Origin of the sequence: Mesorhizobium atlanticum (assembly GCF_003289965.1) — a bacterium.
Lineage (GTDB): Bacteria > Pseudomonadota > Alphaproteobacteria > Rhizobiales > Rhizobiaceae > Mesorhizobium > Mesorhizobium atlanticum.
Map to the genome: position 1 here is coordinate 525,025 of NZ_QMBQ01000001.1, position 23,191 is coordinate 548,215.

A 23,191-nucleotide genomic window follows, 5' to 3' on the forward strand; every position below is an offset into this window, starting at 1 on the left:
GCATTGTCGGGCTGACCGTCCTTCCGGCGAACAGACTTGGAGAAAGCCATGCGCGCCCAGCCGACCGCATCGCACTATGTCAACGGCCGCTATATCGAGGATGAGGGCGGCACGCCGCTGCCGGTGATCTATCCGGCAACCGGCGAGACCATCGCCACCCTGCATTCGGCGACGCCGAATGTGCTGGAGCTGGCGATCGAGGCCGCGCGCGCCGCCCAGCCGGCATGGGCGCGGCTGAAACCTGTCGAGCGCGGGCGCATCCTGCGCCGCGCCGCCGACATTCTGCGCGCGCGCAATGCCGACCTCGCCCGCATCGAGACGCTCGACACCGGCAAGGCGATCCAGGAGACGCTGGTGGCCGATGCGCCCTCGGCCGCCGATTGCCTTGAATATTTCGCCGGCGCGGTCGCCGCGTTCAATGGCGAGATGATCGATCTCGGCGGGCCTTTCGCCTATACGAGGCGCGAGCCGCTCGGCGTGTGTGTCGGCATCGGCGCCTGGAACTATCCGATCCAGATCGCCGGCTGGAAATCGGCGCCGGCCTTGGCCATGGGCAACGCCATGGTGTTCAAGCCGTCGGAAAACACGCCGCTGTCGGCGCTGGCGCTGGCCGAGATCTACAGCGAGGCGGGTTTGCCGGATGGCCTGTTCAATGTCGTGCAAGGCTACGGCGATGTCGGCGCCGGCCTCGTCGGCCATGATGTGGTGGCAAAGGTTTCTGTGACCGGCTCGGTGCCGACCGGCCGCAAGGTGCTGTCGCTCGCCGGTTCCAAGATGAAGCACGCGACCATGGAGCTCGGCGGCAAGTCGCCGCTCATCGTCTTCGATGATGCCGACCTCGAGAATGCCATCGGCGGCGCAATGCTCGGCAATTTTTACTCCGCTGGCCAGATCTGCTCCAACGGCACGCGCGTCTTCGTGCAGAAAGGCCTGCATGACCGCTTCGTCGAGCGGCTGGTCGAGCGCACCAAGAAAATCCGCATCGGCGATCCGCTCGATCCGGAAACGCAGATGGGACCACTGGTCAACAGGCTGCAGCAAGAGAAGGTCGTCTCCTACATCGAAGCCGGAAAGCAGGACGGAGCGACACTCGCCTGCGGCGGCAATATACCGTCGCTGCAGGGTTTCGAGGGCGGTTTCTTCATCGAGCCAACCGTGTTCACCGGCGTCACCGATACGATGCGCATCGCGCGCGAGGAGATCTTCGGACCGGTGATGAGCGTCTTGAAGTTCGACAGCGAGGACGAGGTGATCGAGCGTGCCAACGACACCGAATTCGGGCTGGCGGCCGGCGTGTTCACCCGCGACCTGCCACGCGCGCATCGGGTGATCGCCGAGCTGCAGGCCGGCACCTGCTGGATCAATGCCTACAATCTGACGCCTGTGGAAATGCCCTTCGGCGGCGTCAAGCAGTCCGGCATCGGGCGCGAGAACTCGCTGGCGGCGCTGGCGCACTACTCGCAGCTGAAGGCGGTCTATGTCGAAACCGGAGACGTGGCGGCACCTTATTGATGTCGCGATCCGCTCCGGCCGATCATCGCGTTGTTCTCCTTGCTCCGGTTTGCCATAAGCTTGCCTGCGCGCGGAAGGCAAAGAGGGCCAAGATGGCGGATGAAGCCAAGGACAAACGAGCCGTCGTGTTGCCGCTGCTGCTCGGCTTCAACGGCGGCTATGTCGACACGATGGGTTTCCTGGCGCTGCAGGGGTTGTTTACCGCGCATGTCACCGGCAACTTCGTGACGCTCGGCGCCTCCCTGGCGCTCGGCACGTCGGGCGCCCTGTCGAAGCTGCTGGCGCTGCCGGTCTTTTGCGCAGTTGTCATCGTCAGCCGGCTGTTGTCGAACGCGCTGAGACACCGGGAGGCGCCGGTGTTTCGTTACCTGCTGACGATCAAGCTCGTGTTGCTGATCGCGGCCGCTGTTCTGGCGGTCCGGCTCGGACCTTTCCCGGATGGCGACCATTGGGTCGCCATCGTGACGGGAATGATATTGGTTTCGGCCATGGCCGTGCAGAACGCCGCGCACCGCGTCCATCTCGCCAGCCTGCCGCCTTCGACGCTGATGACGGGCACCACGACCCAGATCATGCTTGATCTGGCCGACCTGATCTACGGCTCGTCGGCCGAAGACACAGCCGCGTCACGGTCGCGCCTCGCGCGGATGTCGGGCATGGTCGCCGTCTTCGCTCTCGGATGCGGAACGGCCGCGGCTCTCCATGTGCAGATCGGTGTCTGGTCGTTCGCGGTGCCGCCGGTCGTCGCGATGCTCTCGCTGATCGTTCGCGGGAGCACGACGCCGTGACGACGATATTTGGTCAGCCGTGCCGGAACCGGCTCACCCCTTCTGCGCCGTCCCGTCCAGATACTGCGTCAGCGCATAGACCAGGTGGTAGAAGATGCTGGCCGGCACCTCGGTCGCCAGTGAGCGGCCGCGCTCGTCGATGCGGTCGATCCACAGGCCGAGCGGCGCCGGATCGATGTGCCAGCGGAACAGGCGGCCGACACGCGCCTCGATCTCGGGCTTGAGGTCGGGCCCGCCCGACCCGTCCAGCGCGATCGCCGCCTTGATCGCCTCGGCCTGCGGCCAGCCGCGCGAGACCGTATCCAGCGGCAGACCCTGGCGCGAGACCGCGCCATAGGCGAGGCCGGTGGAGCGGTTGAGGCCGTTGGCAATGGCCGAGGCATAAAGCTTGCGGGCGAAAGCGGTGAGTTCGCTCTGGCCGCTGCGGGCGGCGAAATCGACCAGCAGGGAGGCCCATTCGAAATGATGGCCAGGCTCGGTCCAGCTCCCCTTCTCGCCCGCGGCCGGCTTCCAGCCCTTGTCGAAATACTCGCCGATCGTCCAGCTTTCGGCATCGAAGAAATGACTACGGAAGAGGTCGATGATGCGCGCGGCGCGGCGCAGATAGGCGCGCTCGCCCGTTGCCTTGTACCAGGCGAGGAAGGCCTCGAGCAGGTGCATATGCGGGTTGGAGCGCCGCTCCTCCGCCCCGTCGGAGGTTTCCAGAAAGCCGGTCATGCGGGCATCTTCCAGATGCGCGTCGAGGAAGGCAAACGTCTCCTCGCCGAGCCGCAACGCGTCGGGATGGCCCGAAATGTGGGCGTGAGCCAGCGCCAGAAGCACGCAGGAATGATCGTAGGCATCCTCGACAGGATCGGCGACCGAGCCATCGATGTTGAGCGTGCGCACCCAACCGCCGCGTTCGGTGCGGCCTTTGCCGGCCATGAAGTCGAGGCCGTGCGCGATCAGCCGGTCGGCCGGGCCGTCCCAGCCGCGCTCCTTGGCAACGGCGAAGGCATAGACCTGGCGAGCCTGCGTGCGCATGCGCTTTGGTTTCATCAGCGGCGAGGCATCGAAGCCGAGCGCTTCGTGGAAGCCGCCATGGCGCTCATCGACGCCGACCGTCGACCACAGCGGCAGCGTCTCTTCGAACAGCCAGTGGCGCACGCGCCGCCGCCAAGCGCCGCTCTCGATGACGCGGTCATGCGCCGGCGTGAATCGCGTCTCCAGCCGGCCGGATTTCTCCAGCTGCTCGACGATCTTCTTGACGTGCTGGCTGTGGCTGACCGGCGCGACGAAGGTGGCGTCGGCCGTCGAAACGATAGCGACATCCTTCATGCCGATCGCTGAAAGCAGGCGGCCATCGCCGCGGATATAGGAGTTTTCGCAATCGATGGCGACGACATCGCCGAGGATGACGTTGCCGTCCTTGTCGGACGGGCCGACATCGAGCAGCGACTGCCAGGAGCCGAGGTCGTTCCAGCTGAAGCCGGCCGGCACCATGGCGATGTCCCTGGCGCGCTCCATGATGGCATAGTCGATCGAGGTCGACGGGATGGCCGAGTAGAGTTCCAATGGCATGTAGAGGCCGGACAGATCGCTGATCGCAGCCTTGTAGGCGGCCTCCGTCGCCTGCCATATTTTCGGCTCATAGGCCGCGAAGGCATCGCGCATGGCGCCGGCCCTGAACAGGAAGATGCCGGTGTTCCAGTAGAAGCTGCCGGCGTCGAGATACGCCTGCGCGGTGGCGAGATCGGGCTTCTCGACAAAACGCGAGACGTCGAAGACGCCGTGCTTGCCGGTCCCGACCTCGATATAGCCGTAGCCGGTCTCGGGCTGAGTCGGCTTGAGGCCGAACACAACGAGCCGGCCGGCCTTCGCCGCGGCCGCGCCCGCCTCGATGCTTTGCCAGAACTGGCTAGGCGTCGATATCTCGTGATCCGACGGCACCACCAGCACAAGCTCGTCGCCATATTCGGAGAGCGTGCGCAGGCTGGCCAGCGCGACGGCGGCTGCCGTGTTGCGGCCCGTGGGCTCGAACAGCGGTCCGCCACCCTTGAGATCAACGCCGGCAAGGTCGGCATGGACGCGCTCGGCGTGACGTTCCGCGGCGATCAGGAAGATCGGCGTCTCACCTTGCGGCCGCGCCGCCAGCCGGCGCAGCGTCCTGGCCAGCATCGAGCCATCGCCGGAAAAATCGTGGAACTGCTTGGGGTTGTCCTCCCGCGACAGCGGCCACAGCCGCGACCCGACGCCGCCACTCATGACGAAACTGACGATGCGCTGAGGCAAGATTCGGGACTCCAGGCGGCCGGGGACCCGTTTTAGCGGGGTCATGGTTGGTCACACAAGGCTGGAACTCGCCTTTCACGAACTGCCTCAATCGGCTGCCACCCCGACCGGCGCGACGAAACCCGACGAAATGCGACAGAAGTGCTGCCATTGCCGCTTGCAGTATCGAAAAGCGGCGGCTATAAGCCCGCCGTCTGGTCACGGAGTGTAGCGCAGTCTGGTAGCGCACCTCGTTCGGGACGAGGGGGTCGCAGGTTCAAATCCTGCCACTCCGACCAGAAAAAACAATGGGTTAGCGGTATAGTAGGCCGCTGGCAGAAGAACAGAACAGGACCTGAGCCTCCTGGTCCAGCTTGCTCACGCGCATATCTCGCAATGGAGCCAGCCTCATCGCAAACGATCGTTTCGCCCCGTTGCGTCAACGTTTCATCGCCAGGTGCGCCGATCAGCTCGCCGAGCTGAGGACCATCGCGCATCAGGCCACTCCCCTCCCCGGCAACGACTCTCTCATCCGGCTCGCCCACTCGCTCGCCGGCGCCGCGGGCACATTCGGCTTTGCGGAGATCAGCGCGCGGGCATCGGCGCTGGAGACGCTGATCGTCGAGCAGGCCGATGGCGGGAGCGCGCATGCGGCGCTCGATGCCTTGATCCAGGAGATCGAGCGGACGCTGTCGTGACAGGGCTTGGTCCGAGGGGGCCGAGGTCTATTTCTTGGCGGCGCCGAGCCCGGTCCTGGTCATCTCGCCCCAGCCCTGGTTGCCACGCAGATATTGCCACCAGCCTTTCACGCGCCAGAAATTGTTGAGCTGGCGGTAGCCGAAATTCTCGATCACGGCGGCGGCCGTCAGCACGGCGAGGTCTCTGGCGCGGGGAAAGCGCTGCAGCTCGGCCTCTTCGAGGATCAGCGAGCAGACGCTGACGCAGACCCCATAGGTGAAGATGAGCGCGGTGAAGGCGAGAAGATATTCGGCCGAGAGAATGCCGAGCAGCCAAAAGGCCGGGATCAGGATATAGCCCATCACTTCCGCCACCGGTCCCAGCACGTCGACGATCAGGATGTGGCCGAAGCCGAGGAAGCCGACGCGGCCGTAGCGCGGATTGAACAGCATGTTGCGATAGCGGAAGAAGCATTCGAGCGCGCCGCGCTGCCAGCGCGAGCGCTGGCGGGCGAGCACGCTCAGCGATTCCGGCGCCTCGGTCCAGCACACTGGTTCGGGAATGAACTGGATGCGGTATTTGCGCTTTTTATCGCGCATATGGCGGTGCAGCTTGATGACGAGGTCGAGGTCCTCGCCCATCGAACCCTTGGTGAAGCCGCCCACCGCCACCACTTCCGCACGGCGGAACATGCCGAAAGCGCCAGACACAAGCATAAGCGTGTTGATGCTGCTCCAGGCCAGTCGCGCCATGAGGAAGGCGCGCAAATATTCGACCACCTGAAACAAAGGCAGCAGGCGGCGCGGCAAATGGATTTCGCGCACCCTGCCCGCCTCGATCTTGGAACCGTTGGCGATGCGGATCGTGCCGCCCACGGCGATGGTGCGCTCGGGGTCGTCGATGAAAGGCTGGGCGGCGCGCATCAAGGCATCCGGCTCAAGGATGGAGTCGCCGTCGATGACGCAGAAGAGCGGCGCGCGGCAGACATTGATGCCGGCATTCTGGGCGTCGGCCTTGCCGCCATTCTCCTTGTCGACCACGAACAGCCGTTCGGTCATCGGCGAGGAATAGAGGCCGCGGATCGGCTGGTGCGCGAGCGCCTCCTCAAAGGGCCGCTGGAACTTCACCAGCTTGAAGGCATCGACCAGGCGCTGCAACGTCTCGTCCTTCGAGCCATCATTGATGACGACCACCTCGAAATTGGGATATTCGAGCGCGAGCATCGAATGGACGCTCTCGACCACGTTCAACGCCTCGTTATAGGCCGGAACCAGCAGCGCGATCGGTGGCGCGACGTCGCCATAGCGCTGCCAAAGCAGCGCCGAGCGCGCCACCGGAGGACGCTCTGACAGCGCGTAGCCTGCGACGACGAGCTGCAGGAGATAGATCGTCGTCTGGGCCAGCCCCGCCCCGATGATGAACAAGGACAGGATGGTGGCGGCAAGAACGACCTCGTGACTCCAGTCGGCGATCATAGGACCGGCCCCTCGGCAAGGATAAGTGAGGCGGTGCGCTGGCTGCGCGAGACCTCGGCGGAAGCGATCTCGCGCAACAGCCGCTCTCCCGGCTGGCCGAAGGAGCGCAGCGCGTTGGCAGCGGCGTAGCGCACGGTCCAGACCTCATCATCCATGAGCCTGGAGAGCGGCGCGGCGAGCTCGGGCAGGCCGAGGCGCCCCGCGGATTCGGCGGCGGCGGCGCGCACGTCCCAGTCGTCGTTGGCCATCGCGCGCTTCAGGATGGCCGGCGCTTCGGCGTGACCCGTCAAGCCCAGCGCCCGCAATGCGGCGGCGACAACTTCGGGCGCGGCATCGCCAGTCAGGCCAGCGAAGAAATCGGCGAAGCCGAAACCTCCGGCATGAGCGAGCGCGTCGATCGCGGCCGCCCTGATGAAGGGCGAGGCGTCCACCCGGGATGCGTGGACCGCAAGCTCGTTGAAGCGCGAACGCGGAAAGCGCCTGAACAGCTCGATCAGTCGGCGCGAGCGCTGCCCCGCCACGCCGATAAAATCCAGCGCGGTGCCGAGCAAGGGCAGGCTGCCCAGGTCGCAGAGCGCGATAGCGGCGGCGATCCTCACTTCGCGCGAACGGTCCTGGGTGAGCGCCGCCAGCAGGCTTGCCGACGCATCCTCCCAACCCAGCGCCGCCAGCATCTCCGCGGCGTGGATGCGTTCGGCGACGTTGCCCTTCCGCAGCTGCCTGGCGACACGGGCCGGCAAACCGCATTCGTTGAACGCGACAAGCACGTCGTCCCTCTCCTCGCCGCGCAGCAGTGAAATGAACTCGAAGCCGGCGTCGATCGCCACGCCGGCCGGCACGGCAAGCACCGTCGCCTTGAGGGCCTCGCGATCGCGGTTTTCGGTGAAGGCGATCAGCGCGGTCAGCAATTGGCGCCGCTGATCGGCCGCCGCCCTGGCCCAGCGCTCCTGCAGCAGGCGGCGCGCGATCAGGACCAGCATGATCACCAGGGACAGCGCGCTGAGCAGTATCGAGAGGTCCCAGATGTACCACATGGTCAGAACCGCGCCGTCAGGCCGAGGCCGAAAATGTTGCGGTCGAAGGTCGGGCGTTCTTCATGCGCGATGCTGGCACGCAACGTCAGCGGATCGCTGACCTCAAAGGAAATGCCGCCGAAGACGGTGCGCGTCGGCACCAGCGCGCCATCGTCGATCTCGGGGGCGTCGGCATAACCGCCGAAGAGGTTGAAGCGAGGCGTCACCGCAAGGTCGGCGCGAAGTACATAGCCGTTCGCCCGCGTGCCGATATCGTCCTCGGCATGCACCCAGCGGGCGGAGAGGCCCAGGCGGCCGTCGAGAATATAGGCCTGCATCCAAGGCTGGATGCTGGTCACGCTCGTATCGGCGAAATTGTCGTAGCGGGTGTCGATATTGAGCGAGAGCGGGCCGAACGCCTTTGCCGGCGCCACGACCTGCCAGGACGCGCCGGCGCCGATCGAATAGCGAGCGAGGAAGTCGGCATCCGGCGTCACTGCCGCGAGCGCATAGGCGGAAAAGGCCGGCGTGAAGGCCTGGTCGATGCGGCCCTCCATCTGGACGTCGGTGCGGCCGAAGCGGCTCGCCAGCCGGGCGTGGCCGGAAATGGTCGTGCGCGGCGACAGCCGATAGGCAAGACCGGCCGAACTGTCGGTCCAGTCGCCCAGCCCGTTGGTGAGATCGCTCACCTCATTGCCGACATCGAGCCGCCATTTGCGCGGCGGCGGGACGGCCAGTCTCTGCCCGATGTCGGCCGAGCCCGGCTCGATGGCCAGCGCCTGACGATAGGCCTGCCGCGCGGCCTCGTCGTCGCCTGCGGCGCGCCGCACATCGCCGATCCCCACCAGCGCCTCGGCATTCCGCGGCTCCAGCGCCAAGGCGCGCTGGAACGACTGCGCGGCCCGGGTGTAGTCGGCCTCGAGCAGGGCGATCCTGCCGTCGAGGTCGAGCGCTTCGACATTGTCCGGCGCGGTCGCCAGCACGTCGTCGACCAGCACCCGGGCGCGCGCCGTATCGCCTTGCCAGATCGCCGGGCGCACCTTGCCCAGCCTGGCATCGAGAAGCCCGGGCTTGATGGCCAGCGCACGGTCGAAGAAATGGTCGGCTTCGTCGAAGCGCTGGCTGGAACCCACGACAAGGCCAAGCGCGACCAGGATGTCTGTGTCTTTCGGCGCCAGCCTGAGGGCGCAGCGATAGACCTTCTCCGCTTCGGGGAGCTTGCCTGCTTGGCGCAGGCGCCTGCCCTCTTGGATCAGGGTGGGAACGGGATTGGGCCGGCGATGCGGTTTCTTCACCGCCGCTGGCACCGCGGCAGCCGCATTAGGTTTGCTGACGGCCGCCTGCTTCGCCTTGCGGATGTTCTCGACAAGGGCTGCGGCGTCGGTATTGGCCGGATCGGCCTTTGCGACGGTTTCGGCCAGCGGCAGCGCGGCATCCAGATTACCGGAACGGTATTCGACCTCGGCCATACCGAAGGTGGCATCCCTGTAGTTCGGAGCCAGCGAAAGCGCCTTGGAAAAAGCATCGCGCGCGGCCGGAAGGTCGTTGCGCCCCAGCTCGGCGAAGCCAAGCTGAACCAGCGCGTCGGCATTGTCTGGCTTGAGCGCCAGCACGCGCTTCAAGAGGTCGGCGGCCTCATCGAAATGCTGCGCCTGCCTCGCTTTCACGGCCGAGGCGTAAAGCTCATCGGCTGTCTGCGCGAGGGCCACGGCCGGAGCGGCGGCAACGGCCAGGATCAGGCATGCGGCGAAGCTCAAGCGCCGTCCGCGCCGCATCAGCGCTTCCCGCTGTTGCGCGCGATGAGACGCGCCAGCCGCGCCAAAAGCTCCTCGGGAATGAAAGGCTTCACCAGATAGTCGTCGGCGCCCTTGTCCAAGGCCGAGACAATGTCCTTTTGGCCCTTACGGGCAGTCAACATGATGACCGGCGTATCGGACAAAGCCGGGTCGCATTTGATGCGCGCCAGCACTTCAAGGCCGTCGGCCTTGGGCATCATCGCGTCGAGCACGACCACGTCGGGGGCGTCCTGCTGCGCCTTCTCCAGCGCCTCCGCCCCGTCGACCGCCTTGATGACCTCGTATCCCTTCGCCCTTAGCCTGAATTCCATCAGTTCGAGCAACAACGGGTCATCATCGCAGATCAGAACTCTTGCCTTCGCTCCATCCACCAGTCCTGCTCCGGTTCCGTCGCCCCCCGGAGTGATCACCCATGGACCTGCATCCGCCAAATGCGTCCCATGCGGACAAAACCGCGCAAATCATAGATAAAGCCGATTCGCGACGGTTGCGTTCCGATGCAATCAGTAGATGAATATCGGCGCATGGTATAGGAGGCGTAAACACCAGGTTGGGGCTTGCCGACAGGCTTTCGCCGCTGGCGGCGCGCTCCCTGCTAGGCCACCGGACCGCCAGCGCGCGAGGCAAGCAGCTTCTTCACGTCACCGGCAAGCGCCATTGGGTCGAAGGGCTTCGCGATGACACCCACCGCGCCCATGGCGAGATAGCGTTCGACCTCATGCGTCTGGGTGCGCGCGGTGATGAACACCACGGGTATCGGAGCCGTCGGCGGCGCTGCGGCCAGGCGCTTAAGCGTCTCCGGCCCGTCCATGTCCGGCATCATCACGTCGAGCAGAATGAGGTCTGGCCGCCATGCTGCCGCATCGACCAGCGCCGCCGCGCCCGAAGCGCAGGACCGCACCTCGAACTCCGGCTCAAGCTCCAGCGACATCTGAGCGATTTCGCGGATGTCGTCCTCGTCATCCACATAAAGGATTCTTGCCGGCATGAGGGTCACTCCTTGGCTTGCGCGCCGGCTCCCGCGCCGTCGCGGGCCGAAGTCAACATGTTCCTGACCAGCTTCGCGACGTCGATCTCCGACGCTTTAGTCTTGGTCATGATCGCCTGGACCCGATCGCCCAGCTTGTCGTCCAGCTCCGCCGCCGAGAACACGATGACCCCTGTTTCGAGCGGCAGATTGGCAAGCAGGTCCAGTCCCGACCCGTCGGGAAGCGCAATGTCCAGGATGACCAGATCGAAACGGTGGTTCGCGATCGCCTGCCGTGCGTCCTTGAGCGTTTTCGCCGAGGTGATCGAGACACCCGAGCCCAGCCCTTCCGACATCACCGCAAGCACGCCCTCGTCGTCCTCGACATGCAGGATCTTCGGCTTCGGCTCGACCCTACGGCCGACGATCTTGGCCAAGGCGGCGTGAAGGCGCTTCGAATCCACAGGCTTTTCCAGCCAGTCGACGATGCCGACAGCGGTGCCGTTCAGTGAACGCCTGGCCTCGTCGGCGACGGCGGAGATGACGATGACCGAGATGTCGGAATTGACCTTCGACGCCCTGATATCATGGAAGAGCTTGATGCCCGATTCCCCCGCCAGCTTGATGTCAAGCGTCAGCGCCACATAATCGCGGGAGCTGAGGAGGGCCTTGGCGGTGTCGATGTCGGGGGCGACATCGCTGGAGAAGCCTTCCGCGTCGAGAAGCGCGGCGATCACCGCGGCGACATCGGGCTCGTCCTCGCAGATCAGGACACGCAAGCGGCGATCGCGCTTCTTCGACCGACGCTCGACGAAAACCGGTTTCGCCTCCTGCCTATGCGCTTCGGCAAGGTCAACATGAAACGACGTTCCCTTGCCTTCCTCCGTTTCGAAGGAAACAGCGCCGCCCAGCTTTTCGACGATGGTTTTGACGATGCTCAAGCCCAGACCCGTTCCTCCCTTCCTGCGGGTGCTGGACGCGTCGGCCTGCTCGAACTTGCCGAATATGCGGCTGCGGAATGCTTCGGGAATGCCGGCGCCCTGATCGATCACTGAGACGCGCAGCATGCCGCCGTCACGGCGCTGCAGCTTCACCATCACTGTGCCGCCGTGCTCGGAGAACTTGATCGCATTGGACAGCAGGTTCGCCATCACCTGGTGCAGACGGTCCGGGTCGATATTGGCCTCGACGCGCGGCGCGTCGTCGACCAGGACGATGCGTATCCTGCTCTCGGCCATGTAATTGGAGCTTGCGGCGATGGCCTGCTCCAGGACCGGGCGCACGGGCATCTGCTTGATCTTGAAGCTGATGACGCCCGATTCGATCTTCTCCATGTCGAGGATGTCATTGATGAGAAGGACCAGCCTCTCGCTGTTGTTGTGGGCGATGTTGACGAGATTGGCCGCCTTGGCCGGCAATTCGCCCGCTACGCCCGCCGCGATCAGCCCGAGTGAGCCGCGGATCGACGTCAGCGGCGTGCGCAGCTCGTGGCTGACGGTCGAGATGAAGTCGTTCTTGAGCTCGGCGTTGCGCTTCTGCTCGGTGATGTCGCGATTGTAAGTGATGACGCCGACGATCTCGCCGGTCTCGTCGCGGAAGGGAGCCTTCAACGTATAGAGCCAGCCCTCGCTGCCGTCCGGGAATCGCGCGGGCTGATCGATGCGCGACGTCTGCCCCGTCTCCAGCGCGCCTTTTTCATCCTGCCTGAAACGCTCGGCCACATCCTTCGGATAGAAATCGAAATCCGTCTTGCCGATCAGGTCCTCGGCCGAGGCGGCGCGCATCATTTCGGCGGTCGCTGGGTTTGCAACGACAAAGCGGCCGGCGGCGTCCTTCACGTTGAGGCAATCCGGCAGCTCGCGGACCATGGCGCGGTAGATCATGTTGGACATGGCGAGATCGCGGCGCCTCTGCTGCCGGTCGAGCAGCACGCCGATGATGAAGGTGCCGAGAAACCGGAACACGAGGGAAGGAAGCGTGCTCTGCTGAACGAAGCCCGCGAGGACCTGCTGAGGGATGACCACGAGCGTGATCAGCCCGGCAAGCGCCACCGTCACGCCGAGGCCGAATATATCGAGCATGGTACGCGAGCGGACCGCAACGACATGGTGCCAAGCCAGCCCGACGACGGCCGTGATCAGGATGCCCATGATGCCTGCACTCGCGCCCTGCCCGCCAAGATAGGCGCGGTAGGCGATGGAGCCGGCGGTCGCGACGAACATCGCCGGCCATCCGCCGAAGAAGGCAGCAGCGCCAATGAATGCGGCACGCAGATCGACGACGAAGCCCGAGACGGACAAAGCCGTTGCCATGGAGATGACCGAGCCAGCGCACATGACCACGCCGAGAAGCAGCGACTGTATCAGCCGTGGAAGGCGTCCGGTAAAATCCGCCACGAGGTCCCAGGCAACGATCAGGATGGAGACCAGGGCAAGATTAGCGAGGAGTGAGCGCCAGATTTCGGTCATGACTTTCCTGCTCCCTTTCCCCGATCAATACCGGCAAAGTCTATCCGAGGTCTAAAGAGCCCTGAGCTGAATTCATCCGCGCCGCACGATGGCACTCCGAAGCGAAGATCGATCAACTCCCGTGCAGGCGGTTCCGCATCGAACAGGCAGCCGAAACGGCTGCCGCCATCCATGGGCTCGACAGCCGGCCCTTACTTTGTCCTAATAGCGTTTCGTCCGGGTTCGACTGAGCGCGGCCCCAGCAGAACGGCTAAATGAGAAAATGACATTTAGGCGAACAGCCATCTCGATCGCGACGCTGCTTCTGGCGGCAGGCTGCTCGTCGACCGCGGCGTCGATCAGCCCGGCGAAATACGACAAGATGAATTGCGCCGAGCTCAACAATGCGGTGGGCGACACCGCCACGGATATTTCACGCACCGCAATCGCCCGCGGCAAGGTCGCCAGCACCAGCGTGCCGATCTGGCTGCTCGGCGGCGAACGTGTGAAGACGGTGGTCGCCAATCGCGAAACCGCCCGGATCGAACGGCTGCAGCAACAGCAGCAAGCGATCGTCACGGCCAGAAAGCAACGGTGCCCCTCCGCGCAGTGAGCCGGCGCCCGGTCGGGCTCGCCCGGCCTCAAGCGCTGACGCGGAATCGTGTCGAATCTATCGCCGCGTTCATCAGCGTCTGCGTGTAGGCCTCGCGCGGATTGTCGAAGATCTCCTGCGTCGGGCCTTCCTCGACGATCTTTCCCTGCTTCATGACGATGATGTAGTCGGCCATGGCGCGCACCACCGCGAGGTCGTGGCTGATGAAGAGGTAGGACAGTTCGTGGTCGGCCTGCAGCTTGCGCAGCAATTCGACGATCTGCTTCTGCACCGAACGGTCGAGCGCCGAGGTCGGCTCGTCCAGCACCACCACTTTCGGCTTCAGGATCATGGCGCGGGCAATGGCGATGCGCTGGCGCTGGCCGCCGGAGAATTCGTGCGGATACCGATTGCGGGCGTTGGGATCGAGGCCGACCTCGCGCAGCGCCTCGACGGCGCGCTGGTCGCGCTGCTTGCCGGTCAGCGAGGGCTCATGCACCAGAAGGCCCTCGGTGATCACCTGGCCGACGGTCATGCGCGGCGACAGCGAGCCGAACGGATCCTGGAAGACAAGCTGCAATTCGCGCCTCAGCGGCCGCATCGCCTGGCGGTCGGCTTCTGAGATGTCGCGGTCGCCGAAGCGGATGACCCCGTCGCTGGGCAAGAGTCTGAGCAGCGCGCGGCCGAGCGTCGACTTGCCCGAACCGGATTCCCCCACGATCCCGATCGTCTGGTTGCGCTTCAGCCGGACCGATATCTTGTCCACGGCGCGCAACATCAGCGGCTCGCCGCCGAGAAAGCCGCCGCCGATCTTGAAGACGACCTCGACATTGCGGCCCTCGAGCAGCACCGGTGCGTTGGCCGGCGGCGCTGCCTTGCTGCCGGTCGGCTCGGCCGCGAGCAGCATTTTGGTGTAGGCGTGCTGCGGATTGACGAACAGCGCTTCCGCCGCGCCCTCCTCCACCACTTCGCCCTGGCGCATGACATAAACGCGGTCGGCGAAGCGGCGCACGATGCCGAGGTCGTGGGTGATGAAGACGATCGCCATGCCGAGCTTGCGCTGCAACTCGGCAAGCAGCATCAGGATCTGCGCCTGAATGGTGACGTCGAGCGCCGTTGTCGGCTCGTCGGCGATCAGGATGTCGGGATCGTTGGCCAAAGCCATGGCGATCATGACGCGCTGGCGCTGGCCGCCCGACATTTCATGCGGATAGGATTTCATGCGCCGCTCGGGATCGGGAATATGCACCAGCTTTAAGAGCTTCAGCGCTTCTTCCCGCGCCGCCGCCCCGGAAAGCCCGCGGTGCCGGCGGATCGGCTCCATCAGCTGGTTGCCGATGGTGTAGAGCGGGTCGAGCGAGGTCATCGGCTCCTGGAAGATCATGCTGATCTTGCGGCCGCGCACCTTGTTGAGCTCGCCCTTGGTCATCGTCAGAAGGTTCTGCCCGCGATAGTCGACCTGGCCGGTCGCCTCGCCGTTGGAGGACAGCAGGCTCATCGCCGCCATCATCGTCTGGCTCTTGCCGGAGCCGGATTCGCCGACGACCGCAACCGTCTCGCCGGCATTGACCTTGATGTTGATGCCCTTCACGGCCTCGACGGTGCCGTCGAGGGTCTGGAAGCGAACGCGCAGGTCCTTGACGCTGAGGATCGTTTCGGAAGCGGTCATCTCAGCGATCCTTCGGGTCGAGCGCGTCGCGCAGGCCGTCGCCGACGAAATTCAGCGCGAACAGCGTCGAGACGAGGAAGAAGGCCGGGAACAGAAGCAGCCAGTTGGCGTAGCCGATATTCTTGGCGCCGACCGAGATCAGCACGCCCCAACTGGTCATCGGCTCCTGCACGCCGAGGCCCAGGAAAGAGAGGAAGCTCTCCAGGATGATGACCTGCGGCACCAAGAGCGTCATGTAGATGACGACCGGGCCAAGCAGGTTGGGGATGACATGGCGCAGCAGGATGCCGCGCTGGCCGACACCCATGGCCTCCGCCGCCTGGACATATTCCTGCCTGCGTATCGACAGCGCCTGGCCGCGCACGATGCGGGCCATGTCGAGCCACAGCACAGCGCCCACCGCCAGGAACATCAGCACGAAGTTGCGGCCGAAGAACACAACCAGCATGATGACGAAGAAGATGAAGGGCAGCGAATAGAGCACGTCGACGATGCGCATCATCACCTCGTCGACCCTGCCGCCGGCAAAGCCGGCCGTCGCGCCGTAGATGACGCCGATGACACCGGCGACGACGCCGGCAAGCAGGCCGATGGCGAGCGAAATGCGCCCGGCCATCAGTGTTCGAGAAAGCAGGTCGCGGCCGGTGTTGTCGGTGCCGAAGAAGAAATATTGCTGCTTCACGGCCGAGCTCATCGTCACTTCGCGGCCATCGGGCGACTTGTTCTCGATCCTGGTGTCGTCGAAGGCGTCGGAACGGTCGAGATAGCGGATGTTGCGATCGTCGATCGGCCTGGTCGAGGTGACGGTGACGATGACGCGGTTGCCGTCCTGGTGCCATTCCTTGATGTCGGCGCGCATGCGCTTGATGGCATCGGTAAGAGCGCCCTGGATCATGTCGGGCTTCGGATAGGCCGAGAGGCTCGGCGGCATGCGCACATAGTCGCCGTAGATGGTTGTGTATTCGTGCGGCACGACCATTGGGCCGAACAAGCTGATGACGGCGATGAAGGCCAGGTAATAGAGGCTGAACATGGCGGCGCGGTTGCGCTTCAGCCGCGCCCAGGCATTGCCCCAGAGCGAGCGGCCGACGATCGGCTCGGGCACGGCGACGGCGAGGTCAGTCATAGCGCACCCTCGGGTCGACGACCGCATAGAGCAGGTCGACGATCAGGTTGAAGACGATGGTGAAGAGCGCGATCACCACCACGGTTCCCATGACCAGCGTGTAGTCGCGGTTGAGCGCTGCATCGACGAAGTAGCGGCCGACCCCGGGGATGGAGAAGATGGTCTCGACGATGATCGAGCCGGTGAGCAGGGCCGCGGCCGCCGGGCCGGTGAAGGAGACGATCGGCAGCACGGCGCCGCGCAGCGCGTGCTTGACCACCACCGACCAGTCGGAGAGGCCGAGCGCGCGGGCGGTGCGGATATGGTGCGATCGCAGGCTCTCGATCATCGAGCCGCGCATCAGACGCGCGACGATGGCGATCTGCGGCAAGGCCAGCGTCAGCACCGGGCCGACCTTGTTGATCAAGGCGCCGTCGCCCCAGCCGCCGATCGGCAAAAGCTTCCAGGACAGCCCGAAGACGAGCTGGATCACCGGCGCGATGACGAAGGTCGGAATGGTGCTGCCGGCGGTTGCCAAGGCGATCACCGAATAGTCGGCGATTTTGTTCTGGTTGAGCGCCGCGATCGTGCCAAGGATCGAGCCCACAACCAGCGCCAGCACCAATGCCGACGTGCCGAGCTGAACGGAGATCGGCAGGCCCTTGGCGAAGAGCTCGGTGACGGTGAAATCCGGCAGGTTGTAGCTCGGGCCGAAACTGCCGCGCAAAAGATTGCCGAGATAGTGGACATATTGCAGCCAGAGCGGATCGTTGAGGCCGAACTGGGCTTCGAGATTGGCCCTGATCTCGGGGCTCAAGCCCCGTTCCTGGTTGAACGGGCCGCCAGGCGCGACGCGGATCAGGAAGAATGCCACCGTCACGATGACGAACAGCGTCGGGATGGCGGTCAACAGCCGCCGGAAGACATAACGCAGCATCGGCGCCCCGCTTCAGCCAAAGCGACCGCTCTCCAGACGAGATCGTGGCGCGCTGGCATCTCTGATCTTCGCACCGGGATGCTCGAAAATCCAACCCGACTTTCGGCCCGGCACGACGACAGACCGTGACCGCCGCTCCCAAAAAAGGGGGAGCGGCGGCACGGCCAAGGTTGCTTTTCAGTCCTTGGAGATGAAGCGGGACGGATGAATGTCCATCACATTGTCGTCGAAGCCATGCAGCTTCGAGGACACGATGTCGTGGTAGCTGTAGTAGAGCAGCGGGATCGCGCCAACGTCGTCGATGAGGATGCGCTCGGCCTCAGCGAGGTCCTTCATACGCTCTTCCGGCTTGCCGCCGGCGGCGGCAGCCTTGTCCATCGCGGCTTCATAGGCCGGGCTGTTGTAGTTCGAGTAGTTGTTGCCGCTAGCCTTGCGCGAGATGCCGAGGAAGGTCTCCGGATCCTTGTAGTCGGCGATCCAGGCGGCGCGGGCCACGTCGTAGTTGCCCTTCTGCTCGAGGAAGGCATAGTGGGTCTTGGTGTCGGTGTTGAGCAGCGTCACCTCGACGCCGAGCGGCTTCAGCTGTTCCTGGATGGCGACCGCCGTGTTCTTGTGGTTCTCCGAGGTGTTGTAGCGGATCTCCATCTTCAGCGGATGCTCAGGCGTATAGCCGAGCTTCTCCAGGATCTTCTTGGCCTCGTCCTCGCGGTCGATCTGCGGCGTGTCGGCGTATTTGGCCAACGCCGGCGTGTAGCCTTCGATGCCCGGAGGCACCATCGAATAGCCGGGCAGCATGGAGTTTTGCCAGACCTTCTCGGCGAGGAAGTCGCGATCGATTGCCATCGAGATGGCGTTGCGCAGCTCGACATTGTCCCAAGGCGCCTTGTCGGTCTTGATCGCAAAATAATAGGTGCCGAGATATGGCCCGACACGGACCTGATCACCGAATTTGGTCTTGAGATCGGCGAGCTGTTCGGTCGGCAGGTCACCATAGCTGTCAAGCTCGCCGGCCTCGAAGCGCTTCATCGCCGACGAGCGATCCTCGGTCGGGATGTAGTTGACCACGTCGAGCTTGACGCTCGCGGCGTCCCAGAACTTCGGGTTCTTGACCAATTTCATATGGTCGTTGGGAACCCACTCAGCCAGCGTGTAGGCGCCGTTCGAAACCAGCTTGCCCGGCTTGATCCAGTCGGCGCCGAGCTTGTCCATGGAAGCCTTGTTGACCGGATAGGTCGCCTGGTGGGTCAGCATCTCCAGGAAGTAGGGCGTCGGAGCCTTCAGCGTGACTTCAAGCGTGTTGGCGTCGATCGCCTTCACGCCCATGTCCTCGGCCTTGCCTTTCTTGGTGTTGAAGTCCTCGGCGCCCTTCACCGGATAGAGCATCGAGGCGTATTCCGCAGCGGTGGCCGGATCTTCGAGCCGGTGGAACGAATAGACGAAGTCGTCCGCCGTCACCGGGCTGCCGTCCGACCAGAGGCCGTCCTTGCGCAGCTTGAAGGTGTAGACGGTGCCGTCGTCGGACACCGTCCAGCTTTCGGCGGCGCCCGGAATGAGGTTCGTCTTCTGGTCATGCATGACGAGACCCTGGAACAGGTCGCGTATGATATCGGCCTCGTAGGTCGTCGACGTCTTGTGCGGATCGACTGTCTCCGCCTCCGCGGCGGCGCCGCGGTTGTAGACGGTTTCGGCGAAAGCATGGGTGTAGAAGGAGCCCGTGGCCAGAGCCAAGGTGGTGGCGAACGCCGTCGCCTTCAGCATGTTTTTCAGCATGAAGTTCTCCCTGTCGGCGAAGCCCCTCAGCCGCGCCTTTTTTAAGTGTTGACGCCTGGGACCGTTGAAACGGCCCCTTACAGGCGTTGCCGCCGGTCCCTTCCGGCTGCTCGTGGCAGGAGACTAGACAGAGCGAAATCTTATTTCAACCATTGGCCTGCTTGACGCAAAGTGAGCGTCACCACGCTAAAACAGCAAAATCTAATATTATAAACCTTACTTCAACTTGGCACACCTGCCGGTTGTTCGACGCGTTTTCTGTTTTTGCAGGCAGGGTTTGGCATTCTCCGCAACATGCTGAAAAACCGAAAATTCCTTGTCTCTTGGTCTTGTTTCCGGGCAGACGCCACGGGCACGTCGGCGATCGAATTCGCCATGCTTGCGCCGATCTTCATCCTGCTTCTGCTCGGCATGGTTGCATACGGAATCTATTTCGGCGCCAGCCACTCGGTGCAACAGATCGCCGCCGATGCGGCGCGAACAGCGATCGCCGGCCTCAACCAGACCGAACGGCAGGCACTGGTCACCGATTTCATTGCTCACGACGTCTCCGGCTATCCGTTCGTCGACCCCAACAAGCTGACCGTCAACGCACAAGACAGTGTCGCCGATGGCAGCCAGTTCGTCGTCTCGGTCACCTACGATGCGCGCAACCTGCCGATCTGGAACCTGTTCAAGACATTGCCCCTGCCAGGCACGACGATACATCGCCAGTCGACGATCCGCGTCGGAGGCATATGATGTCCATCAAGGGGGGATTGATGGCTGCCACGCGGAGGCTGCTGGCCGACCGTAGCGCGAATTTCGCCGTCATGACGGCGCTGTGCACGCCGGTGGCGCTGGCACTGACCGCCTTCGCGATCGACGAGGGCTCACTTTACAATGAACGCCGCGCCGCGCAGTCGATCGTCGACCTCGCCGCCATCACCGCGGCCTCGAACATCACCAATGCCCGGCAGGCGGTGCTGACGACCCTCGCCGACAACGGCATCACCTCGGTCGCGGTGCAGCAACAAGGCGCCAACGTGGCGCCAACCGCCACCAAGGCGGTCGTCCAGATCGTGCCGGGGCGCTACACGGGCGTCAGCACCATTGCCACCGGTAGCCGGTTCGAGGCGGGGAAGCTGCCCTACAATGCCGTGCAGGTGTCGCTGAAGAAGCAAGGCACGCTCTATTTCGCCGGGTCGATCATGGCGCCGCCCACGCTAGGCACGGCGGCAATCGCCAGCGCGCAGCCACAAGCGGCTTTCTCGGTCGGCTCGCGGCTTGCCAGTCTCAATGGCGGCATTCTCAACGCGCTTCTCGGCGGCCTTCTCGGCGGCAACATCTCGCTCAGCGTGATGGATTACAATTCACTGGTGTCGGCCGATGTCGACGTTCTTTCGTTCACCGATGCGCTGGCGACGCAATTGCACCTGACCGGCGTGAGCTATTCCGACGTGCTCGCCTCCAAGGCAACGATCGGCCAGATCGCCACCGCCATGGCCAACGTGCCCGGGCTCGACCACACGGCCAAGATCGCCCTGCAGACCCTGGCTTCCAGCGCCACCAATAACGTCAAGATTCCGCTCAGCACTCTCGTCGACCTTGGCTCGGTGGGCAGCCTTGGCCTTGGACAGAAACCCGCCGGGCTGTCTGTCGATGCCAGCGCGCTCAGCATGCTCACCGCGGCGGCCGCTCTGGCCAACGGCACGAACCAGGTCGCGGTCAATCTTGGCGCCACCATACCGGGGCTGACATCGACGACGCTTTCGATAGCCATCGGCGAGCCGATGCAGAATTCGGCCTGGCTGGCGGTGGGAGAAGCCGGCACCGTGGTGCGCACGGCGCAGACGCGCATCAAACTCAATGCCAGCGTCACCGTCGGCAATTCCAATCTCGGCGGCGGCATCAATCTGCTTGCCGTCAACCTGCCGCTCAATATCGAGGTCGCCTATGCCGAGGCCAAGCTGACCGATATAAACTGCCCAACCGGCCCCTCCAGCATGAAGGTTTCGATCGCCGCGCAACCGGGAGTCGTCGAGGCTCATCTGGCCGACAGCAGCGCCAGCGGTTTCGCGGACTTCACCAAGCCGCAATCCTTCTCCGACGCTGAGATCGCGGATGTCAGCCTCAAGCTGTTGCTGATCAACCTCAACCTGCTGCAGATCAAAGGATCATCGGCCTTTTCGATCACCAACATGGCGCCGACCAACCTGACCTTCAACGCTACCGACATCGCCAACAAGGCGATCAAGACGGTGTCGACGAAGAACCTGACGCAGTCGCTGACGACATCGCTGGTCAACAACCTGTCGCTGTCGGTCAACGCGCTGGGGCTCGGCCTCGACGTGACCGCCCTGCTCGGCGCGGTCAAGCCGGCGGTGACGACGCTGTTCAACGGCGTGACCGCGCCGGTCGACGACCTGGTCTACAATGTGCTTGGGGCTCTGGGCGTCCATGTCGGCGAGGCCGATGTGCGCGTAACCGGCGCGACATGCGGGCGTTCGGTGCTCGTCCAGTAGGCCGCTATCAGCCAATCCTTGCAACGAAACTGCCCAGGGGCGGCAACGCCAACGCACTCTCCTCGACGACACCGCCAAGAACGCCGGCGACATCAACGGCAAGAGGCGTTATCTCGACATCCCCGATCTCGGCCGGCAGCGCCCAACTCGCCGGTTCCGCGGCGAAATTGAAGACGCACAGCAATCTTTCGTCCTGCTGCTGGCGGATGAAGGCCAGCACATCACCCTCGGCCTCGAGAAAACGGATCGAGCCGTCGATCAGCGCCGGATGACGCTTGCGCAAAGCAAGGATCGAACGATAGGCCGCGAGCACGGAGCCGCCCTCGCCATCCTGAATGTCGACCGCGCGGCCGCGATGCGCCAGCGGCACCGGCAGCCAGGGCCTGGCCGTCGAGAAACCGGCATTTTCCGCCTCTGCCTGCCAGACCATCGGCGTGCGGCAACCGTCCCTGCCCTTCACGCCCGGCCAGAAGCGGATGCCGACGGGATCACGCAGATCCTCATAGGCGAGTTCGGCTTCCTCCAGCCCCAGTTCCTCGCCCTGGTAGAGGCAGATCGAGCCGCGCAGGCATGACAGCAGCGCGATCGAGAATTTGGCCATCGCGTCCGGACTCTCGCCGGGCCGTGTCCAGCGGCTGACGTGGCGCACGACGTCATGGTTGGAGAAGGCCCAGCAGACCCAGCCGTCCGGTGCGGTCGTCTCGAACGCCTCCACGCAGCCGCGTACATGGGCAGCCGAAAATTGCGGACTGAGCAGGTCGAAAGTGTAGCACATCTGCAATTTGTCGCCGCCGGAGACATAGGCGGCGAGCGTCTGCAGCGAACGCTCCTCGTCACCCACCTCGCCGACCGCGGCGCGGTCCGGATACTCGTCGAGAAGCGCGCGGAAGCGTTTCAGGAAGTCGAGGTTCTCGGGCCGCGTCTTGTCGAAAAGATGCTCCTGGAACCCGTAAGTGCTGGTCGAGCCGTTGGTGCCGGCAACACTCGCGGCCAAGGGCGGGTTGTCGCGCAGCCAACGGTCGTGGACATAGTAGTTGACGGTGTCCAGCCGGAAACCGTCGACGCCACGTTCCAGCCAGAAGCGCACGGTGTCCAAAAGCGCGTCCTGAACATCCGGGTTGTGAAAGTTCAAATCCGGCTGCGCGGCCAGGAAATTGTGCATGTAGTACTGCCGGCGGGTGGCGTCCCACTCCCAGGCGGGGCCGCCGAACAGCGATTGCCAATTGTTGGGCGCGCTGCCGTCCGGCTTCGCATCGGCCCAGACGTACCAGCCAGCCTTGGCGTTGTCGCGGCTGGCGCGGCTTTCGGCGAACCATTCGTGCTTGTCGGAAGAATGCGAGATCACCTGGTCGATGATGAGCTTCAGGCCGAGCCGATGCGCCTCGGCAACCAGCGCGTCGAAATCCTCCAGTGTTCCGAACATCGGATCGACGTCGCGGTAGTCGGACACGTCATAACCCATATCGGCCATAGGCGACTTGAAGAAGGGCGAGAGCCAGACCGCGTCGACGCCGAGCGACGCGATATGGGCGAGCCGCGCGGTGATGCCCTTGAGGTCGCCACTGCCGTTGCCGGTCGTGTCCTGGAAGGAGCGCGGATAGACCTGATAGATGACGCAGCCGCGCCACCATTGTGCACCCTGTCCAGCATTGCCATCGGTCATTACGGCCCCTTCCTGGCGCGGACCT

At 64.3% G+C, this 23,191-nt stretch carries 18 protein-coding genes and 1 tRNA gene; 7 read left to right on the forward strand and 12 right to left on the reverse strand.

What is annotated here, in order from left to right; all coding sequences use genetic code 11:
* Positions 1–48 precede the first annotated feature (48 nt).
* Both betB and DPM35_RS02915 read left to right on the forward strand, forming a co-directional pair.
* Complete coding sequence (gene betB / locus DPM35_RS02910) at positions 49–1,512, forward strand: betaine-aldehyde dehydrogenase (protein WP_112126216.1); 1,464 nt, start codon at positions 49–51, stop codon at positions 1,510–1,512.
* A 92-nt stretch (positions 1,513–1,604) separates the two neighbouring features.
* On the forward strand, positions 1,605–2,300 hold the full coding sequence (locus DPM35_RS02915; protein ID WP_112126217.1) for a YoaK family protein: 696 nt from the start codon (positions 1,605–1,607) through the stop codon (positions 2,298–2,300).
* Positions 2,301–2,333: 33 nt separating this feature from the next.
* On the opposite strand, the gene DPM35_RS02920 is transcribed toward DPM35_RS02915, so the two are convergent.
* Positions 2,334–4,571 (reverse strand): AGE family epimerase/isomerase, encoded by a 2,238-nt coding sequence (locus tag DPM35_RS02920; protein ID WP_112125804.1) that lies wholly within the window; start codon positions 4,569–4,571, stop codon positions 2,334–2,336.
* Between the two features lie 201 nt (positions 4,572–4,772).
* Here DPM35_RS02920 and DPM35_RS02925 point away from each other — a divergent pair.
* Together DPM35_RS02925 and DPM35_RS02930 are read left to right on the forward strand one after the other, a co-directional pair.
* A tRNA-Pro gene (locus DPM35_RS02925) sits at positions 4,773–4,849 on the forward strand.
* 75 nt (positions 4,850–4,924) lie between these two features.
* A complete protein-coding gene (locus DPM35_RS02930; protein WP_181591896.1) occupies positions 4,925–5,248 on the forward strand; it encodes an Hpt domain-containing protein in 324 nt (107 codons plus the stop codon).
* Positions 5,249–5,275: 27 nt separating this feature from the next.
* On the opposite strand, the gene DPM35_RS02935 is transcribed toward DPM35_RS02930, so the two are convergent.
* From DPM35_RS02935 to DPM35_RS02960, 6 genes are all read right to left on the reverse strand, one after another.
* Positions 5,276–6,703: a glycosyltransferase family 2 protein gene (locus tag DPM35_RS02935; protein WP_181591897.1), complete on the reverse strand. Its 1,428-nt coding sequence runs from the start codon at positions 6,701–6,703 to the stop codon at positions 5,276–5,278.
* Positions 6,700–7,737, reverse strand: a complete 1,038-nt coding sequence (locus tag DPM35_RS02940; protein WP_112125805.1) for a HEAT repeat domain-containing protein — start codon at positions 7,735–7,737, stop codon at positions 6,700–6,702. Before DPM35_RS02940 ends, DPM35_RS02935 begins: the two co-directional genes overlap by 4 nt.
* A 2-nt stretch (positions 7,738–7,739) precedes the next feature.
* On the reverse strand, positions 7,740–9,491 hold the full coding sequence (locus DPM35_RS02945) for a YaiO family outer membrane beta-barrel protein (protein WP_112125806.1): 1,752 nt from the start codon (positions 9,489–9,491) through the stop codon (positions 7,740–7,742).
* A complete protein-coding gene (locus DPM35_RS02950) occupies positions 9,491–9,883 on the reverse strand; it encodes a response regulator transcription factor (protein WP_112125807.1) in 393 nt (130 codons plus the stop codon). The genes DPM35_RS02945 and DPM35_RS02950 overlap by 1 nt, the downstream gene beginning before the upstream one ends.
* A 224-nt stretch (positions 9,884–10,107) precedes the next feature.
* Positions 10,108–10,500 carry a response regulator gene (locus DPM35_RS02955; protein WP_112125808.1) on the reverse strand — a complete coding sequence of 131 codons (393 nt, stop codon included), beginning with the start codon at positions 10,498–10,500 and terminating at the stop codon, positions 10,108–10,110.
* A 5-nt stretch (positions 10,501–10,505) separates the two neighbouring features.
* Positions 10,506–12,947, reverse strand: a complete 2,442-nt coding sequence (locus tag DPM35_RS02960; protein ID WP_112125809.1) for a hybrid sensor histidine kinase/response regulator — start codon at positions 12,945–12,947, stop codon at positions 10,506–10,508.
* Between the two features lie 262 nt (positions 12,948–13,209).
* Between DPM35_RS02960 and DPM35_RS02965 the strand changes: the two genes are divergently transcribed.
* Positions 13,210–13,539, forward strand: coding sequence for a hypothetical protein (locus DPM35_RS02965; protein ID WP_112125810.1), 330 nt, complete (start codon positions 13,210–13,212; stop codon positions 13,537–13,539).
* 28 nt (positions 13,540–13,567) lie between these two features.
* Here the strand turns inward: DPM35_RS02965 and DPM35_RS02970 are convergent, their stop codons facing one another.
* The 4 genes from DPM35_RS02970 to DPM35_RS02985 all read right to left on the reverse strand — a co-directional run bounded on the left by DPM35_RS02970 (position 13,568) and on the right by DPM35_RS02985 (position 18,999).
* Positions 13,568–15,187, reverse strand: coding sequence for an ABC transporter ATP-binding protein (locus DPM35_RS02970; RefSeq protein ID WP_112125811.1), 1,620 nt, complete (start codon positions 15,185–15,187; stop codon positions 13,568–13,570).
* 1 nt (position 15,188) lies between these two features.
* The gene (locus DPM35_RS02975) at positions 15,189–16,313 is read right to left on the reverse strand and encodes an ABC transporter permease (protein ID WP_112125812.1); all 1,125 of its coding nucleotides are present in this window, start codon (positions 16,311–16,313) and stop codon (positions 15,189–15,191) included.
* On the reverse strand, positions 16,306–17,229 hold the full coding sequence (locus tag DPM35_RS02980; RefSeq protein WP_112125813.1) for an ABC transporter permease subunit: 924 nt from the start codon (positions 17,227–17,229) through the stop codon (positions 16,306–16,308). The genes DPM35_RS02975 and DPM35_RS02980 overlap by 8 nt, the downstream gene beginning before the upstream one ends.
* A 177-nt stretch (positions 17,230–17,406) precedes the next feature.
* Positions 17,407–18,999, reverse strand: coding sequence for a peptide ABC transporter substrate-binding protein (locus tag DPM35_RS02985; RefSeq protein WP_112125814.1), 1,593 nt, complete (start codon positions 18,997–18,999; stop codon positions 17,407–17,409).
* 375 nt (positions 19,000–19,374) lie between these two features.
* On the opposite strand from DPM35_RS02985, the gene DPM35_RS02990 reads away from it, so the two are divergent.
* Both DPM35_RS02990 and DPM35_RS02995 read left to right on the forward strand, forming a co-directional pair.
* Positions 19,375–19,740: a TadE family protein gene (locus DPM35_RS02990; protein WP_245431406.1), complete on the forward strand. Its 366-nt coding sequence runs from the start codon at positions 19,375–19,377 to the stop codon at positions 19,738–19,740.
* A 20-nt stretch (positions 19,741–19,760) separates the two neighbouring features.
* Positions 19,761–21,503, forward strand: a complete 1,743-nt coding sequence (locus DPM35_RS02995) for a pilus assembly protein TadG-related protein (RefSeq protein ID WP_245431407.1) — start codon at positions 19,761–19,763, stop codon at positions 21,501–21,503.
* 7 nt (positions 21,504–21,510) lie between these two features.
* Here the strand turns inward: DPM35_RS02995 and bglA are convergent, their stop codons facing one another.
* Positions 21,511–23,166: a beta-galactosidase BglA gene (bglA, locus tag DPM35_RS03000; RefSeq protein WP_112125817.1), complete on the reverse strand. Its 1,656-nt coding sequence runs from the start codon at positions 23,164–23,166 to the stop codon at positions 21,511–21,513.
* Between the last annotated feature and the right edge of the window lie 25 nt (positions 23,167–23,191).